The organism is Aquimarina megaterium XH134, from assembly GCF_000520975.1.
GTDB lineage: Bacteria > Bacteroidota > Bacteroidia > Flavobacteriales > Flavobacteriaceae > Aquimarina > Aquimarina megaterium.
This window is the reverse complement of record NZ_JACB01000064.1, coordinates 33,424-51,030: the sequence shown is the minus strand read 5'-3', so window position 1 is coordinate 51,030 and position 17,607 is coordinate 33,424. Positions and strand designations below refer to the sequence as shown.

Here is a 17,607-nt window from a genome sequence, read left to right as displayed (position 1 = left end):
TATAAATTTCAACTTATAAATAGAGGTTTTTTTTAAAAGAATAACATAGAGATTCACTATTATCTTTTAATACTTTCACACAGTGTTATTTTGGTTATGCCCACATACAACTTCCGTTAGATCGGCAATATCCATAGTCACAAAAACTTGTTCCAGGAATACGACATTTTCTAGGTCCGCAGCAGGTCGCACGTCCCCATGTTCCTTTAATTTGCTGTTGTTGTTCTTTACTTAATTTCTGAACACCGGTTAATTCTAAAATAGTTTTCATTGTATATATATATTTAAGTTAGTATTTAAATATACTTTAAAATAGTATGAGTCAGTTTTTTAAAACGTTAAATAACATTATTTTTAATAAAAAATGTAGCACTAAAAAAAGGCAAACTTTCTAGTTTGCCTTTTGTATGATTTTTTTGTTTTTTTAGAAAAAGATACAACGCCCCCAACGGTCACAACGACCAGGCTCGCAAAAACTTTGGTTTCCGAAGCTAATGAGACATCCTCTTCCACTAGGGCAGCAAGTTGCACGTCCCCATGCTCCTTTAATATTTTGTTGTTGTTGTTTGGTGAGTTTTTGAACACCGGTTAATTCTAAAATGTTTTTCATTGTGTGAAAGTTTTAAAAGTTAATAATTCAGATTTGCTCCATTAAAAATATTGGATCATGTAGTAAAATACAACTCCATATTCTTGAGATTTATAAATTTCAACTTATAAATAGAGGTTTTTTTTAAAAGAATAACATAGAGATTCACTATTATCTTTTAATACTTTCACACAGTGTTATTTTGGTTATGCCCACATACAACTTCCGTTAGATCGGCAATATCCATAGTCACAAAAACTTGTTCCAGGAATACGACATTTTTTAGGTCCGCAGCAGACGGCACGGCCCCAAGCCCCTTTAATATTTTGTTGTTGTTGTTTGGTGAGTTTTTGAACACCGGTTAATTCTAAAATGTTTTTCATTGTGTGAAAGTTTTAAAAGTTAATAATTCAGATTTGCTCCATTAAAAATATTGGGTCATGTAGTAAAATACAACTCCATATTCTTGATATTTATAAATTTCAACTTATAAATTGGACTATTTTTAAAAGAATAACGTAGAGATTCACTATTATCTTTTAATACTTTCACACAGTGTTATTTTGGTTATGCCCACATACAACTTCCGTTAGATCGGCAATATCCATAGTCACAAAAACTTGTTCCAGGAATACGACATTTTCTAGGTCCGCAGCAGGTCGCACGTCCCCATGTTCCTTTAATTTGCTGTTGTTGTTCTTTACTTAATTTCTGAACACCGGTTAATTCTAAAATAGTTTTCATTGTATATATATATTTAAGTTAGTATTTAAATATACTTTAAAATAGTATGAGTCAGTTTTTTAAAACGTTAAATAACATTATTTTTAATAAAAAATGTAGCACTAAAAAAAGGCAAACTTTCTAGTTTGCCTTTTGTATGATTTTTTTGTTTTATTAGAAAAAGATACAACGCCCCCAACGGTCACAACGACCAGGTTCACAAAAACTTTGATTTCCAAAGCTAATAAGGCATCCTCTTCCACTTGGGCAGCAAGTTGCACGCCCCCATGCTCCTTTAATGTTTTGTTGCTGGTCTTTACTTAATTTCTGAACTCCTGTAACATTCAAGATTTTTTTCATCGTGTATTATATTTAAGTTATAGTTTAAATTTAATTTAAAATATTGTAAGTGAGTTACATGAAAACCGCTAAAAAAGTAAGGTATTGATCTTGTTTATAACTTTGGATTAAGTCACTTAGAGGATAAAATTTTATAACAGAAAACGCTAAGAGTATTGACGATTAGTAGTATTATGTACAAAAACCACACTTATGGTTTTGTGTTTTTTTGCAGAAATTTGTTGTAAAGGATACTCTTATTTTTTGTAAGAAATAACTTATTAACAATTGTTAGAGGGAGTAATTGATTGAATTGTAGTGATTTGAATATGTTATATTGTGTAAATAGTGGATTGTCAACATACTAGGTAACTATTTGATAACGTTTTACTATAGTAAGTTTAACAAAATAATTTTAGATTCGAGATCACATAATTATGCTTAATAAACTAACTTATAACATAATGAAAAAAATAATACTCTTACTTCTGCTTATACCTGTTATGGGGTATAGCCAGATACCATCATATTACAATGATGTAAACCTAACCTTATCAGGAACTGCTTTAAAAAATGAATTAAGTGATAAGGTGACAAATACACATACCACATTTCTTAGTTATACACCAGGAGTGTGGGATGCATTAAAGCAGACTGATTTAGAACCTTCTGATCCTTCAAAAGTCGTCTTAGTATATGGATATAGTGATGCTGATGGAAATTCTAGTACAGACAGAACACGAGGAGTAAACAATAATGGAGGAGGGTCTACCGATTGGAACAGGGAGCACGTTTATCCAAAATCATTAGGTAATCCCAACTTGGGAACACAAGGGCCAGGAGCAGATGCACATCACTTACGACCTGCAGATGTACAGCGCAATTCATCAAGAGGAAATAGAAAGTTTGCAGATGGGACGGGTAATTCTGGACCTACTTCTCAAGGCCATTGGTATCCTGGTGATGAATGGAAAGGAGATGTAGCACGTATGATGATGTATATGTATATACGCTACAATAATCGTTGTTTACCGAAGAATGTTGGAGTAGGGGCAGCAGCTACTGGTGATAGTAATATGCTACAATTATTTTTAGAATGGAATGCAGAAGACCCTGTTTCGCCATTAGAATTACAACGTAATCCAATTCTTGAAAATATACAAGGTAACAGAAACCCATTTATAGATAATCCTGCATTTGCTACGCAGATTTGGGGAGGGCCTCAAGCCGAAGACAGGTTTGGAAATACAGGAGGTAATGATACACAAGCACCAAGTATTCCGGCTAATCTCGTAGCAACAAATACAACTCAGACATCTACAGCATTATCATGGAATGCATCTACAGATAATGTTGGTGTAACAGGATATGATGTATATAGGAATGGAACATTTTTAAGTTCTTCATCAACAACTAGTTATGTTGTTTCGGGATTAACAGCTAACACTACGTATGCATTTTCTGTAAAAGCCAAAGATGCAGCAGGTAATATATCTGCAGCTAGTACTGCGATTAATGTTACCACTCAAGATACTTCAACTGGTGGTGATGCTACGGCATTGTTTTTTTCGGAGTATATAGAAGGATCTTCGAATAATAAAGCTTTGGAAATAGCAAATTATACAGGCGCATCGGTTAACCTTTCAGGATATACAATCAAAAGACAAACTAATGGCTCCGGATCTTGGTCGGGAGGATTAAACCTTTCTGGTGTTTTGGCTACTAATGATGTTTATGTAGCTGCCAATAGTTCGGCTTCGAATACTATAAAAAATGAAGCAGATCTGGTTTCGGGAGCTTCAGAATTGACTTTTAATGGTAATGATCCTGTAGGATTATTTAAGGATGGAGTTCTAATAGATGTGATAGGAACCTTTAATGGAGGATCGTCTAACTTTGCTAAGGATGCTACTCTAAGAAGAAAAGCGAATGTATCATCACCATCTGCAACATATAACACATCTGAGTGGGAATCATATCCTCAAAATACTTTTGATGGCTTGGGAAAGCATACATTCAGTGGAGGAGGTAATACTGGCTCAGATACTGAAATCCCTACAATTCCTACTAATGTAACAGTTGCTAATATTACAGAAAATAGCGCGCAGCTTTCCTGGACAGCCTCTACAGATAATATTGGGGTTACAGGATATACGATTTATCAAAATGGAGCAGTGCTAACTACTACTACCGGAGTTTCGTATAATGTATCTGGCTTGGCAGCAGGAACGAACTATTCATTTAAAATATCTGCATTTGATGCAGCAGGAAATGCTTCATCATCTAGTAATACTGTAACCGCTACTACTCTTGATACTGTAGTTTCCTATTGTGTGTCCAAAGGGAATACAGTAAAATATGAATATATTGATTATGTGGGAATAGGAGGGATCTCTAACACCACATTGGCTAATGGCGGTTATGGAGATTTTACAGCTCAGGTAGCAAATCTTAACTATGGAGCTAATACTATTGTATTAAGTGTTGGGTTTGCAAGCGCATCTTATACAGAACATTGGGCGGTATGGATTGATTTTAATAAAAATGGAACTTTTGAAGGGGCAGAAAAAGTAGTTAGTGCATCTACATCAGAGACAGGCAACCTATCATATAATTTTGATATACCATCTACAGCAGCATTAGGAAATACTCGAATGCGAGTTGCTATGAAATGGAACGGAGTACCAACATCTTGTGAAACTTTTGGATATGGAGAAGTAGAAGATTATACTGTAAATATAGGGTCAACCACGGGAGCTAAAGGAGCATCATCAATAAAAGTTGATAGAAAATTAGAACAGGAAGATAAAGTGTTTTTGGCCAAAGTATACCCTAATCCAGCTACAACCTATATTCAAATTAGCTTGAGAAATAAGCATGACAGTAGTTTTACATTGACAAATATGCAAGGTCGTGTAATAAAATCTGGAGTAGTAAACGATAACAAAATTTCTTTGGAGGGAATAACATCTGGTATTTATTTTATAACAATATCCAATGGAAACCGAAGTGTTTCAGAGAAAATAATGATTAAATAATTTTTTTTGCAAGTGTAATTACTAAAGCCTTACAGTATTATAGTATTGTGAGGCTTTTTTTATTTAATGATTTATGCTATTTTTAATTCTATTGCTTAATTGTACAGCAAATTCTGGTTCGATATATAGTTGATGCTTTTTTCCTTTTTCTATAATGGGAGTAATACCCATTAGAGTATACCATTTGTTTTTTGGAGAATATATATCATTTTCTCCAAAATAGAGTTTTATTTTTGTTTTGGGTTTATTTGTTTCATATCGTAACCTTGTTGATGAAACCGCGTATAATGATAATATATTCTGGTTTTTTATAGCCGATTTCCAGCCAATGACCCCACCAACACTAAACGCAAGGATATGTATTTTTCCTTTTTCTAGGGTAAGCAAGTTTTGTACTGCCCGATCAATTCCTCTGTTAGTGAATTGTTTATGAAGGTTTTCTTCGGTGTATGTTGATGTATCTAATGCTCCTAATTCACAGCAGTCATAATATTGCAACACAAAATGATCTTGAAGCTCTTTGATATAATAAGCAACCCAATCTGATTTTTTCTTTCCCCATAGATCAGACAAAATGATTAGTTTTGGTTTCATGAGATCTTTATTCACTATAATTGATTCATAAGCTTTTTTGGGTAACCAGTAAATATTCCATTAACCCCAAGTTCTTTCATTTCGTTTAGTTCTATTTCATTATCTACAGTTTCTATTATTTCTCCTTCATACATCCAGGCCCAAAGTGTTCTGTTTCGTTTTTTTACATGCTTGACCACTCTTTTTGTTAAAACATTTACTTTACCAGCTTTTTTAGGAAGCATTAGTATATCTGATGTAATAGGAAAGAATTTATCTAAATAAAGGAAACTACTGTAGATCATTTTCTTTGCTTCTTTGGTAGGTACACCATACCTCCATTTGGGGCGTTTCTTTTTGAAAGAAGAGATTACTTCATCATATCGACTAACTATAATTATCTGGTTAGCCATAGCATATTTTTTAATTAATGTAATCAGTCGAGTAACCGCCAAGAGGTTATTTGTATGAAGATCGAGTAATAATTTAGCTTTTGGGAATTTTTGAAACACCTCTTCTACAGTTGGGATTTGTATAGGGTTCTCACGGTATATAAATTCATTTTCAACATTAAAATTATACCCTGCATTTAACTGCTGTATTTCTTTTAGAGTAAGTAAGTGAATTTTGTTGTTTACCCCAGTGATTCGTTTTGTTTGATAATCATGAAATAGCACTAATTTTTGATCTTTAGTAATCTGAATATCCATTTCTACCCACCAATCTGGATTTATTGATTGACAATGGTGTATTCCTTCAATTGTATTTTCAGGATTTTCACCTCTTCCACAACCGTAACATACTATTTCCATACCTAACTATTATTTTGTATCATATGATTCGGTAAAAGGACTTCGTTTTCAGGGTGTAGTGACAAAAAAACTGGTGATGAATGTATTAAATGATATGAATATCTAATTATTTAGTATTAGAATGTGTTGTAGGCTGGTTAATGGTTAGCGTTATTAGACCAAGAGCTATGTAAATAGAACCTGTAATATTTTTTTGTCTTTTGAGGTATTTTTTTGAGCTAGTAAACCATTTTGATATTTTTACAGAAAGTAAAACATATAAGGTGTCGCTCAATATTGCAAAAACAGTAAACAAAATACCAAGAAATAATATTTGACTGGCATTACCTCCTTTATCAATATTTATGAATTGCGGTAAAAAAGAAAAAAAGAATATTGCTGTCTTAGGATTAAAAGTATTCACTATAATACCTTCATAAAAAATTTTGTCTAATCGCTTGTCTTTATTTGTAATTACTGGTTGCTTACTAGGTGTTTTTTCTAATAATTTCTTGATACCTAGATAAATAAGATAGATAGCTCCTAGATACTTTACAATCGAAAATGCAGTAGAAGATGTTAGCAATATAGAAGAAATCCCTATTGCAGCGGCAGCAACATGAATCATGCTTCCAATACCTATTCCTAAAACTGAAACAATACCTGCCTTATATCCCTGTTCGACACTTTTGGCCATAATATAAAGAACAGACGGGCCGGGTATAAGAATTAATATAGAGGCAGCTGCCAAGAAAAATACAATATTTTCAAAATCTGGTAGTATCATAGTAGTAGCGTAGTGTATTATGTCTAATTATTTTAATGAAATTCATTATTCTTGAAGTACTAATCTAAAACCAAAAACAGGAAGTTCTCCTTGCATAAAGTCTAAATCTTCTGATCTTTTAAACCCCATGTTTTCATACATTTTCCATGCTACCTGCATAGCTTTTGTAGAATGAATTATCATTTGATTTTGTTTTTCATTTTTTGCAATCTGTATACAAGCATTTGTTAAACGTTTGCCTAAACCTTTACCTCTGGTAGCTGGATCGACTGCCAGTAACCTAAATCCAGAAGCATGTTTTTCTGTTGTAGCCGTACCGCCAGAACCATAATATTTCATGTCACCAAAATAAACAACACCGCCTCCTATTTTTTTATTTGAAGAAATAGCGACCAACAACTTAGTTTTAGGATTCTTTGTTAAACTTCCGATATCAGCCAACATTTTATAATAGTTGGGTTGTTCCTTTTTAGAAGGAAAACCTTCTAACTGTGAATATACATCAACCATTAGTTCTCCAATTTTTGCAAACTCATCTGGAGCAGCTTCTTTTATAATATATTCCTCATGACTCATAATTAATACTAAAAATTTATAGTAAAGCACTAAACTAATAATAGGTAACCCAAAGGCTCTAAAAGACCTGAAAACTTAGGATTACAAGAGATAAAAATATGATTATATGAATGAAAAAATCGTTTAAATCTCTTCTTAACCAAAATTTAACTCCTTGCTTTTCCTGTAAATACATTAACTTTTGGATCTATTGGATTACCAGTTGTCCTCCTAAACGATACTATTTGTCCTGTGTGGTAGAGCGCATCAGATATTGGACCATTGATCATATGCCAGAAAGGGAATTCTCCTTTGTATCCATCACTTTGTATAACGACCATATAGTTATCCATATCGTCTTTTGTATTTTTTGCATATAATTCACTTGCCTTCTTTAGATTGTACAGCGTTTTTTCTCTTAAGATATCAAAATTCAGAGGAGATAGATCGTTTGGAGTAAGTCTGATACTAGGTAAATTTTGCGCAGTATTCGTAATCATTATTGAAAGCCAATATATATGTTCTATGGTTTCATATGTATTAAATCCTTTGGCAGATGGCTTATATTTTAGATCGATATCTGTAAGATTATCTGTAGCCCAATAATAACGATATCCAAGACCATCTATAAGTCTAGAAATTATGTTACCAGATGAATAATTCTCTGGATATTCTGGTATCTGTTGATATGGCATTTTTAAGAAGTCTTTATTTATTTTTTAACTACTTTGTTTAGAGATTTCAAAGATATCGTAATACAGTTCTTATTTTAGATTATAAATTAACTAAATATGATAGTATAGTATTTATTATGTATTAAGAAATGTAATTCCATATATTCTTATGTTTGGCAAGTTGCTGATAGGTGTAGAGTAATACTTTATTTTTTTCTAAAGATAGCGAAGGATCTTCATTTAGTATTTTCATAGCATAGTGCCTTGCTGTTTTCAGAATATCATTATCTCTTACGATATCTGCTATTTTAAGATTAAGCACACCACTTTGCTGGGTACCCATAATATCTCCCGGGCCTCGTAACTTTAGATCTACTTCGGCAATATCAAAACCATCATTGGTACGTACCATAGTTTCTAATCGGGTCTTACTGTCTGCAGATAATTTGAAGCTAGTCATAAGAATGCAAAAACTTTGTTCCGCTCCACGACCTACACGTCCTCGTAACTGATGCAATTGTGATAACCCAAAACGTTCTGCACTTTCTATAATCATTACACTGGCATTTGGTACATTAACTCCAACTTCAATTACAGTAGTAGCAACCATAATTTGGGTTTCACCTTTTACAAAGCGTTCCATTTCATAATCTTTATCAGCAGGTTTCATTTTACCATGAACAATAGAAATTTGATACTCGGGAGGGGGAAAAGAGCGAGCTATACTTTCATACCCATCCATAAGATCTTTATAATCCATAGCTTCTGATTCCTGTATCAATGGATAAACAATATAAATTTGTCTTCCTTTTTGTATTTCTTCAGAAATGAATTTAAATACTTTTAATCGGTTACTATCGTATCGATGTACCGTTTTAATAGCTTTACGACCTGGCGGAAGTTCATCAATTACCGAAATATCCAGATCACCATATAAACTCATCGCTAATGTCCTGGGAATCGGAGTTGCTGTCATTACCAGAATATGAGGTGGATAAGTGTTTTTATGCCATAACTTAGCACGTTGTGCTACTCCAAATCGATGTTGCTCATCAATAATAGCTAACCCCAGATTTTTAAACTGCACTTTATCTTCTAATACAGCATGAGTACCAATTAGGATATGTAATGACCCTTCTTCTAGTTCTTCGTGGATTTTTCGTCGTTCTTTGGCTGTAGAACTACCCATTAATAATTTTACATTAATATCAAGATCTTTGGTAAGTGCAGTAATCCCCTGATAATGTTGATTTGCCAGGATTGCCGTTGGAGCCATTAAACAAGCTTGAAATCCATTATCAATAGCCAATAACATTGTCATCAATCCCACAATTGTTTTTCCCGATCCTACATCTCCTTGCAAAAGACGATTCATTTGAGCACTACTTCCAATATCATTTCTAATTTCTTTGATCACCCGTTTTTGTGCATTGGTAAGATCAAAAGGAAGGTAGTCTTTATAGAAATTATTAAAATGCTTACCCACTTCAGTAAATGGAAACCCTTTTATTTTTTGTTTTCGAATTAGTTTTTTAGTGATCAGCTGTAGCTGAATATAAAATAGCTCTTCAAATTTAAGCCGATATTGCGCTTTGGATAATAATTCCTGGCTTTTAGGAAAATGAATATTAAAAACAGCTTCACTTTTTGAAATAAGTTTAAGATCCTCAAGAATTTCCTGAGACAATGTATCATAGAAACGTACTTTGGTCTCTACAAACAATTGTTGCATCATTTTACTCATCACGCGGTTGGTGATACCTTTATTAGAGAGCTTTTCGGTAGAAGGATATATGGGTTGCATTACCGTTCTTAGATTTTTTTGATGCTCTGTCAATAGCTCCATATCGGGGTGTGGCATACTAAAACCATTATAGTATTTGGTTTTTCCAAAAATGACATAAGGAGTATTGATTTTTAAATTTTCACGAATCCACTTCTGTCCTCTAAACCAAACTAGCTCTATAGAACCTGTATCATCTACAAATTTAGCAACTAATCGCTTTCCTTTTTTTTGCTCTACCGTTTTAATATTAATAATCTTACCTATAATTTGTACCTCTGCCGAATTGCGTTGCAATTGGTTGATTTTATAATATTGTGTTTTATCAAGATATCGATTCGGGAAAAAGTTAACCAAATCCTGGTATGTATGAATCCCCAGTTCTGACCGAAGTAAGGTAGCACGGGATGGGCCAACACCTTTTAGATAATCTATGGGAGTTTGTAAAATATTAGGATTCATCATAGCGAATATACTATATTATAGAAATATTGTCAATCTAAAATTTGTAACATAAACAGACTAATTTCGTTATTTTGGCAGAACATTTGATTTACGTGTAGTATGAAATTTATTTTAAGCTTTTTAATACTTGTTTTTTCTTCGATCGGTAATGCTCAGGAAGTAGCTTCTGTGCAACCCCATAATTCTAAAAAGGAACAAGCTGATGTTGATTTTAAAAATGGTAAAGTCGATGTGACTGTAGATGCTAAATCAAAAAAAATAAAAGGAAAAGTAACATATACTTTTAAAATAATAAAGTCTGTGAAATCTGTTTTTGTAGATGCTCAGCATATGGTAATCAGCAAAGTGTCTTTAGATGATAAAAATGTAGATTTTAAGTATGATGATAAGAAGATTATCATAAATTCTAACTTTAAAAGAGAAAACGAGTATCAACTAGTGATTTACTATGAAGCTAAACCTAAAAAGGCACTTTATTTTGTTAAAGATTATGAAGGTAATGATCAGGTATGGACACAAGGGCAAGGAAAATATACCTCTAATTGGCTTCCCAGTTTTGATGATATGAATGAGAAGCTTGAATATGATCTTACGATTAATTTTAATAAGGGGTACGAAGTTATTGCTAATGGAAAACTCACTAAAACAGAATCGATTAATGATTCTATCCAAAGTTGGCAGTATGATATGCAACGTCCCATGAGTAGCTACTTAGTTGCTTTTGCCATAGGTAAATATGATAAAGTAGTAGAAACTTCGGCAAATGGAACTCCTTTAGAAATGTATTATTACCCCAAGGATAAGCATAAATTCGAGGCAACTTATAAGCATAGTAAACAGATTTTTGATTTTTTAGAAAAAGAGATTGGGTTTTCGTTTCCCTGGCAAAATTATAAGCAAATTCCTGTTAAAGATTTTTTATATGCAGGTATGGAAAACACAGGAACAACTATTTTTTCTGATGCCTTTATGGTTGATGAAACAGCATTCATTGATCAAAACTATATTAATGTCAATGCACATGAGTTGGCACATCAATGGTTTGGAGATTTGGTAACTGAAACCGAAGGAACACATCATTGGCTTCAAGAAGGATTTGCAACATATTATGCATTATTAGCAGAAAAAGAAATTTTTGGAGATGATTATTTTCAATACAAATTGTATGAAAGTGCAGAACAACTCACCGAGCTATCCAAAACAAAGAACGCAACATCACTTTTGAATCCCAAAGCAAGCTCTCTAACATTTTATCAAAGAGGAGCGTGGGCCATTCATGCATTAAGAAATTTGATTGGTGATACTAGTTTTAAAATTACAATTCATAATTATCTCGAAAAGCACAAATTTCAAAATGTTACAACTAATGATTTTATTGCAATGGCTTCGGCCGTGAGTGGTAAAGATTTGAAAGCATTTAGGCAATTATGGTTAGAGAATATAAAATTCCCTTCGCAAGAAGCATTAGATATACTTGCAAAATCAGATTTCATTAAAAATTACCTGGGTCTGGCACAAGAGCGTACTCAACCTATGGCTGGAAAATGGGGGACTTTGGCTAAGGCATTAGATTTTCCTACAAATGATTACATTGGTCAGGAAGCTGTATATCAATTAGAAGGGAAAAACTCTCCAGAGATTATAGCCCTGTATGATAAAGCTTTTGAGACAAATAACATTTTTGTACGCCAGGCTATTGCCAATACATTAAGTGCAGTTCCTAAGGATTTACAAGAACAATATGAGTCTTTGCTAAAAGATACCTCATATGCTACCATAGAGCCGGCGCTTTATCATTTATGGACTAGTTTCCCAGAAAAAAGAAAAGAATATTTGGATCTTACCAAAGAAATTGTAGGTTTTAATACTAAAAATATTAGAATGTTATGGTTAGTTTTAGCATTAAACACAAAGGATTACCATACCAGCGAACATCAAAAATTTTATCTGGAACTATCGGGTTACACATCGTCAAAATTTGGATTCAGTACTCGTGAGAATGCGTTTACTTATTTAGAAAGTTTACAAGCTTTTTCTGATCAATCCTTAATAGACCTTGTTGATGGAGCTACGCATCATAATTGGCGTTTTAGGAACTCTTGTAGAAAAATTCTGGATAAAATACTCAAGGATGAAAAATATAAAAAGAAATACGTAGTTTTATTGGGTAGTTTACCAAAGAATCAACAAGATTTTTTGGAAAAAAAATTAACCCCATAACATAAAACATGCGTGCATTAGTAATTTCTGGTGGTGGTAGTAAAGGAGCTTTTGCAGGTGGTGTTGCACAGTATTTAATTCAGGATTTGGGTAGAAAATATGACCTGTTTATAGGTACATCTACCGGAAGTCTTTTGGTATCACATCTGGCATTATCAAAAATCGAGGAGATCAAAACTTTTTATACTTCAGTAAACCAATCTTCAATATTTAAAAGCTGCCCGTTTACTATTAAAAAGAAAAGAGGATATACCAGTATCAATATTAATCATTTTAATGTACTATATAATTTAATTAAAGGAAAAAAATCGTTTGGTGATAGTAGAAATCTTAGGAATCTGATAGAGAATGCTATTTCTGAATCGTATTTTGAAGAACTAAAAACGGGAGAAAAAGATATTGTTATTACAGTAACTAATCTTTCTGCTAATGAAGTAGAATATAAATCAATAAAAGAATGTACATATCAGGATTTTTTAGATTGGATATGGATATCTTGCAATTACCCGCCTTTCATGAGTTTGGTGAGAAAAAACCATTGTGATTATGTTGATGGTGGTTTAGGATCAATGGTACCTATTGAAGAAGCAATAAAGCGCGGAGCAACAGAACTCGACGTTATTATACTCGAAACAGAAATTAATTATTTAAATAGAATGCCTACCAAAAACCCCTTTACCTTAATTACAAGTATGGTTGATTTTATGATGGATAGGATAGAACATCAAAACATTCGAATTGGTAAATTTAAGGCAATAGAACACGATGTAGCAATGGATCTGTATTATACTCCTACTGTACTGACTACGAACTCATTAATTTTTGATAAGGAAAAGATGACACAATGGTGGACAAAAGGTTATAAATTTGCAAAGAAAAAGAACATTTCGAACCCACTATAATATGCGAGCACTAGTAATATCAGGAGGAGGAAGTAAAGGAGCTTATGCCGGTGGTGTAGCGCAATATTTAATTCAGGAGCAAGGTAAGAAATATGACCTGTTTCTCGGGACTTCTACCGGAAGTCTTTTAATTTCGCAATTGGCTTTGGGTAATATCGAGAAAATGTATGATATCTATACCAATGTTAACCAACATACAATTTTTAATGTAAATCCTTTTGTAGTTAGAAAAAAAGGAAATAGAGAATTTGTATCGATTAACTTTTTTTCTTCACTATGGCAATTTATTAAAAGAAAACGAACATTTGGAGAAAGTAAAAATTTACGACGTGCTATACGCAGAAACTTTTCTGAAGAAGAATTTAAACTGGCACGTACAAAAGTTGAAGATGTTGTAGTTACCGTTTCTAACCTCACCAAGAATAGTACAGAATATAAATCGATTAAGGATTTTTCTTATGAAGATTTCTGTGATTGGGTTTGGATATCCTGTAACTATGTTCCTTTTATGAGCTTGGTAACCAAAGACGGTTGTGAATATGCAGATGGTGGTTTTGGGTGTATGGTACCTATTCGAGAAGCAATACGAAGAGGAGCAACAGAAGTTGATGCCATTATTTTGGAGTCAGAAAACATGGAGCATAATAAAGTATTGGGTAAAAATCCATTTTCGCTTATGGTAAACCTATTTAGTTATATGTTAGACCAGGTCGAAGGCCATGATACGGTATTAGGTAAATTAGCAGCGATTAACAAAGAAGTTCCTTTAAATCTATACTACACACCATCTAAACTTACAGAGAACTCATTGATTTTTAATAAAAAATTAATGAGTAGCTGGTGGAGACAAGGTTATGAATACGCAGCTCAGAAAGCAAAAACTGCAGAAGAAAATAAACTTAAAGATATAGATCTTGCAGGATAATTCTTTTGAAGTAGATTCTTAAATAAGACAAATTTTTAAAACAAATCACCAATTTCTTCTTTGATAATTGCAATTGCAGTATCACTAGGAGCACCTTTCTCTATAAGCTCTGTAAGAATTACTTCTCTCATCTTAATGGCCGAATCTACGTCTTCTTTTAGTGCGGTTTTTCTAATTAAAGCGATAGTTGCATTTTTAGATGCCTTAAGTGTATTCCAGCATTCATCAGAAACATAGATCTGTTGGGTAAGATTATGTTCAAATTCCTGATCAATTGTATGAATTAATAAAGACTCATAGCTTTTTTTGTCTTCTGCAACCGGAGCTATTCTTGTTAATAGATTACCAGGTGAAATTCTTTCTAAAAATAAAACCATACGTTCATATGCTTGAAGCCTAAGTGGTAACGATTGCTTTTGATGTTCTCTATGCAAAAGAAATCTACGACGTTTTTCTTCATTACGAGTATGAAGACTAAAAAAATAGAATGAAATAACCCCTACAATCACTGCAGGAATAATATTAAAAAGAAGATCAACTATTTTGGATTCCATATGTTGTTATTAAATATAAGTGTAGATTACTATCTCTAGACAAATAAATCAAACTTTTTTGATTTATCTATCTAGATTTACAATAAATTTATTTTTTCCATAAAATTTATACTTTGCTTCCTGAAACAAATAAATCAAAAGGCATTTTTTTCACTGAAAATAGGGATGTGTATGCTAAAGATAAATTCTAAGTTTGTTCCGTAAGAAAGAGTACAGCAAATTTTCATATATCAATGTCTTTTTAGAAAAAAATAAAGCTTTCTTGACTCTTTTGTTAGGTTTGTTTTTTTGTTTACATTTAAATTCTTAGAAAATAGAGACTTGTTGCACTCTTTACTAATGGGAGAATAACATAAATATTAATTATTAATCTGTTCTTATGAAGGAAACTTTAAGTTTTGACGAGACCCTTATGTCATCTTTAGATACTAAGATTACCGTTTCAAAATGGGATGACACCAAGGAAGCATATAATCAAAAACGATACAAAGATGTTGTTTTAAACTTGTTTGATTATCTGGATTTAGATATTAGAAAAAAATATGGCAATGCAGATGAAACCTATTTTAAGATACCTCATGGCTCTATAATTGTAGAAATTAGTATTACAGATACACATTTTAATGTTAAAGCACCTTTTCTAAAAGTAGGTGAAAATCAAAAAATCCCACTATATAGAAAAATTGCTGAGGTTAATTTTTCTCCCCTTAATTTATCGCAAATCAAGCTAGATAATGATCAGCTTAATTTTTTATATAGCACTCCTTTACACCTTTGTGAGCCTTTAAAAATATATTATGTTTTAAAAGAAATATGCCATAATGCAGATAACTTTGATGATGAATTTATTAGTTTGTTTGATGTAGAACAATTACATGATCCACATATTGAGAATTATAGTCAGGAAGTTTTGGATACGATTTGGGAAAAAATCAATTCTTATTTAAAAGAAGCAGACCAATATATAGAATACTTTGATCAGACCAGGGTGGGGTACTATAATTGGGATATTATTAATATTACATTAAAACGTATAGATTATCTCATGGCTCCTCATGGTAAGTTGAGAACAGATATCGAAAATCAAGTAAATGATTTGTATTCGCAAGATGATATGCAAAATCGAATTCAGAGAGGAAAAAAGTTTTTGGATACATTGAAAAATAAAAATAAAGAAGAACTTTTAGCAGATTTCTATATTTCAGAATCATTCGTTCCCACTAAGATGCGAAGTGAATTAGAGCATATAAAACAAAGCTGGGAACGACCTTATGAAAATGCAAAAAAGGAAATTCAGAATAAACAATATACAGCAGCGACATTAACACTACTTGTTGCTTTTTATGATTTTTACTATTATAACAACATCCCAGAAGATATAAATTTAAAAATGGTGAATTCACTTAAAAATGCAGCTGGTAAGGAGTGGGAGGCATCAGCGATATCACTGTTTAATGGGATGGAAAGTATTTTAAATGGTAAAGCAGTACAAACTTCGACTCCTAAGAAAGGATTCTTTTCTAAGTTATTTGGTTAGATTATAAATGAAAAAAATTATGAGCAATTTAGATTCTTTAAAAGAAGCAACATTTAAAATACTTACCTCAAGAGGTACGGGGAGTGGCTTTTATATAAAAAGTAAAAATATTATTCTTACTAATCATCATGTTATTAGCGGTTGTAAAGAGGTCGCTGTCGAAGATGATCATCATAACAGAATGCTGGCAAAAGTTATTATGACAAATCCAGATATTGATATTGCAATACTCAAAGTAGAAGGGGAGTTGAATATAGATCATGGTTTTTCTGTAGATAATTCTTTAGAACTTACCAGGCAAGAAAAAGTATTTGCTCTTGGGTATCCATTCGGAATGCCATTTACTATTACAGAAGGTATTGTTTCGAATCCAGAGCAACATATGAACGGGAGGTATTTTGTGCAAACAGATGCAGCAATAAACCCTGGGAATAGTGGAGGCCCATTAGTGACGCAGGATGGAAGATTGGCAGGTATTAATTCTTCAAAATTCAATAATGCAGATAATATGGGGTTTGCGATTCCGATTTCTGAAATTGAGCAGGCTATCGAAAGTATTGAAAATAACCCTGAATTTAAGTTTTCCCTACAGTGCTCATCTTGTTCTGGTCTCACATATGTCGCACAAGATTACTGTAATAATTGTGGGGCAACATTATCTAAGGATGTATTTGATGAATTGGAACTCAACGAATTTTCAAATTTTATTGAAGATTCTTTGAAACAATTAGATATTAATCCTGTTTTAACAAGAACGGGCCAAGAGTTTTGGGAATTTCATCAAGGAAGTTCTCAAATTAGGATTTTTGTAATGAATAGAGAGTATCTCTATCTAACTTCTCCTTTAAATAATTTACCAAAACAAAACCTTGAAAAGTTATATGAATATTTAATTTCTAGTGACCAAGGACAATTTTCATTAGGGGTATATAAGAATACTATTTTTATATCTTATAGAATTAGTATCACCGATATATTTCAGGATGAAGCTACCAAAAATGATATTAAATTAAAAATAAAGGAACTCGCATTAAAAGCCGATGATCTTGATGATTTCTTTGTAGAGGAATATGGGTGTACTATGAGTACATATGCTAAAAAAGTAAGTTAATCATCTAATGTTATTTTCTGGTTTGTATTAGTTTAGATGAT

18 protein-coding genes are annotated in these 17,607 nt (G+C 32.5%); 6 read left to right on the top strand and 12 right to left on the bottom strand.

Going from position 1 to position 17,607, the window contains the following annotated elements:
* Positions 1–94: 94 nt before the first annotated feature.
* The 5 genes from Z053_RS31685 to Z053_RS0125695 form a co-directional block, all read right to left on the bottom strand.
* Positions 95–271: a hypothetical protein gene (locus Z053_RS31685; protein WP_160111903.1), complete on the bottom strand. Its 177-nt coding sequence runs from the start codon at positions 269–271 to the stop codon at positions 95–97.
* Between the two features lie 153 nt (positions 272–424).
* Entirely contained in the window at positions 425–610 is a 186-nt protein-coding gene (locus Z053_RS0125705; protein ID WP_131248769.1) for a hypothetical protein, read from the bottom strand.
* A 185-nt stretch (positions 611–795) separates the two neighbouring features.
* The gene (locus Z053_RS31680; protein ID WP_160170149.1) at positions 796–972 is read right to left on the bottom strand and encodes a hypothetical protein; all 177 of its coding nucleotides are present in this window, start codon (positions 970–972) and stop codon (positions 796–798) included.
* A 184-nt stretch (positions 973–1,156) separates the two neighbouring features.
* Positions 1,157–1,333 (bottom strand): hypothetical protein, encoded by a 177-nt coding sequence (locus Z053_RS31675; RefSeq protein ID WP_160111903.1) that lies wholly within the window; start codon positions 1,331–1,333, stop codon positions 1,157–1,159.
* A gap of 153 nt (positions 1,334–1,486) precedes the next feature.
* Positions 1,487–1,672: a hypothetical protein gene (locus tag Z053_RS0125695; protein ID WP_025667826.1), complete on the bottom strand. Its 186-nt coding sequence runs from the start codon at positions 1,670–1,672 to the stop codon at positions 1,487–1,489.
* A 443-nt stretch (positions 1,673–2,115) separates the two neighbouring features.
* Here Z053_RS0125695 and Z053_RS30530 point away from each other — a divergent pair, with 443 nt between their 5' ends.
* Complete coding sequence (locus tag Z053_RS30530) at positions 2,116–4,689, top strand: endonuclease (RefSeq protein ID WP_241459857.1); 2,574 nt, start codon at positions 2,116–2,118, stop codon at positions 4,687–4,689.
* A gap of 63 nt (positions 4,690–4,752) precedes the next feature.
* On the opposite strand, the gene Z053_RS0125685 is transcribed toward Z053_RS30530, so the two are convergent.
* From Z053_RS0125685 to recG, 6 genes are all read right to left on the bottom strand, one after another.
* Positions 4,753–5,283: a hypothetical protein gene (locus Z053_RS0125685; protein ID WP_025667824.1), complete on the bottom strand. Its 531-nt coding sequence runs from the start codon at positions 5,281–5,283 to the stop codon at positions 4,753–4,755.
* Positions 5,284–5,297: 14 nt separating this feature from the next.
* Positions 5,298–6,074 (bottom strand): glycerophosphodiester phosphodiesterase family protein, encoded by a 777-nt coding sequence (locus tag Z053_RS0125680; RefSeq protein WP_025667823.1) that lies wholly within the window; start codon positions 6,072–6,074, stop codon positions 5,298–5,300.
* A gap of 106 nt (positions 6,075–6,180) precedes the next feature.
* The gene (locus Z053_RS0125675; RefSeq protein WP_025667822.1) at positions 6,181–6,840 is read right to left on the bottom strand and encodes a LysE family translocator; all 660 of its coding nucleotides are present in this window, start codon (positions 6,838–6,840) and stop codon (positions 6,181–6,183) included.
* Positions 6,841–6,885: 45 nt separating this feature from the next.
* Entirely contained in the window at positions 6,886–7,416 is a 531-nt protein-coding gene (locus Z053_RS0125670) for a GNAT family N-acetyltransferase (RefSeq protein WP_025667821.1), read from the bottom strand.
* Between the two features lie 146 nt (positions 7,417–7,562).
* Positions 7,563–8,090: a hypothetical protein gene (locus Z053_RS0125665; RefSeq protein ID WP_025667820.1), complete on the bottom strand. Its 528-nt coding sequence runs from the start codon at positions 8,088–8,090 to the stop codon at positions 7,563–7,565.
* 121 nt (positions 8,091–8,211) lie between these two features.
* Entirely contained in the window at positions 8,212–10,314 is a 2,103-nt protein-coding gene (gene recG, locus Z053_RS0125660; protein ID WP_025667818.1) for an ATP-dependent DNA helicase RecG, read from the bottom strand.
* A 102-nt stretch (positions 10,315–10,416) separates the two neighbouring features.
* Between recG and Z053_RS0125655 the strand changes: the two genes are divergently transcribed.
* The 3 genes from Z053_RS0125655 to Z053_RS0125645 are packed head-to-tail and all read left to right on the top strand — an operon-like array spanning position 10,417 to position 14,364.
* Positions 10,417–12,537, top strand: a complete 2,121-nt coding sequence (locus Z053_RS0125655; RefSeq protein WP_025667817.1) for a M1 family metallopeptidase — start codon at positions 10,417–10,419, stop codon at positions 12,535–12,537.
* An 8-nt stretch (positions 12,538–12,545) separates the two neighbouring features.
* Positions 12,546–13,439: a patatin-like phospholipase family protein gene (locus Z053_RS0125650; RefSeq protein WP_025667816.1), complete on the top strand. Its 894-nt coding sequence runs from the start codon at positions 12,546–12,548 to the stop codon at positions 13,437–13,439.
* Between the two features lies 1 nt (position 13,440).
* Positions 13,441–14,364, top strand: a complete 924-nt coding sequence (locus Z053_RS0125645) for a patatin-like phospholipase family protein (RefSeq protein ID WP_025667815.1) — start codon at positions 13,441–13,443, stop codon at positions 14,362–14,364.
* A gap of 35 nt (positions 14,365–14,399) precedes the next feature.
* On the opposite strand, the gene Z053_RS0125640 is transcribed toward Z053_RS0125645, so the two are convergent.
* Complete coding sequence (locus Z053_RS0125640) at positions 14,400–14,918, bottom strand: DUF7935 family protein (RefSeq protein WP_025667814.1); 519 nt, start codon at positions 14,916–14,918, stop codon at positions 14,400–14,402.
* Positions 14,919–15,297: 379 nt separating this feature from the next.
* Here Z053_RS0125640 and Z053_RS0125635 point away from each other — a divergent pair, with 379 nt between their 5' ends.
* Together Z053_RS0125635 and Z053_RS0125630 are read left to right on the top strand one after the other, a co-directional pair.
* On the top strand, positions 15,298–16,455 hold the full coding sequence (locus tag Z053_RS0125635) for a type III secretion system chaperone family protein (RefSeq protein WP_035096878.1): 1,158 nt from the start codon (positions 15,298–15,300) through the stop codon (positions 16,453–16,455).
* Positions 16,456–16,474: 19 nt separating this feature from the next.
* Entirely contained in the window at positions 16,475–17,566 is a 1,092-nt protein-coding gene (locus tag Z053_RS0125630; protein WP_035096876.1) for a trypsin-like peptidase domain-containing protein, read from the top strand.
* Positions 17,567–17,607 lie beyond the last annotated feature (41 nt).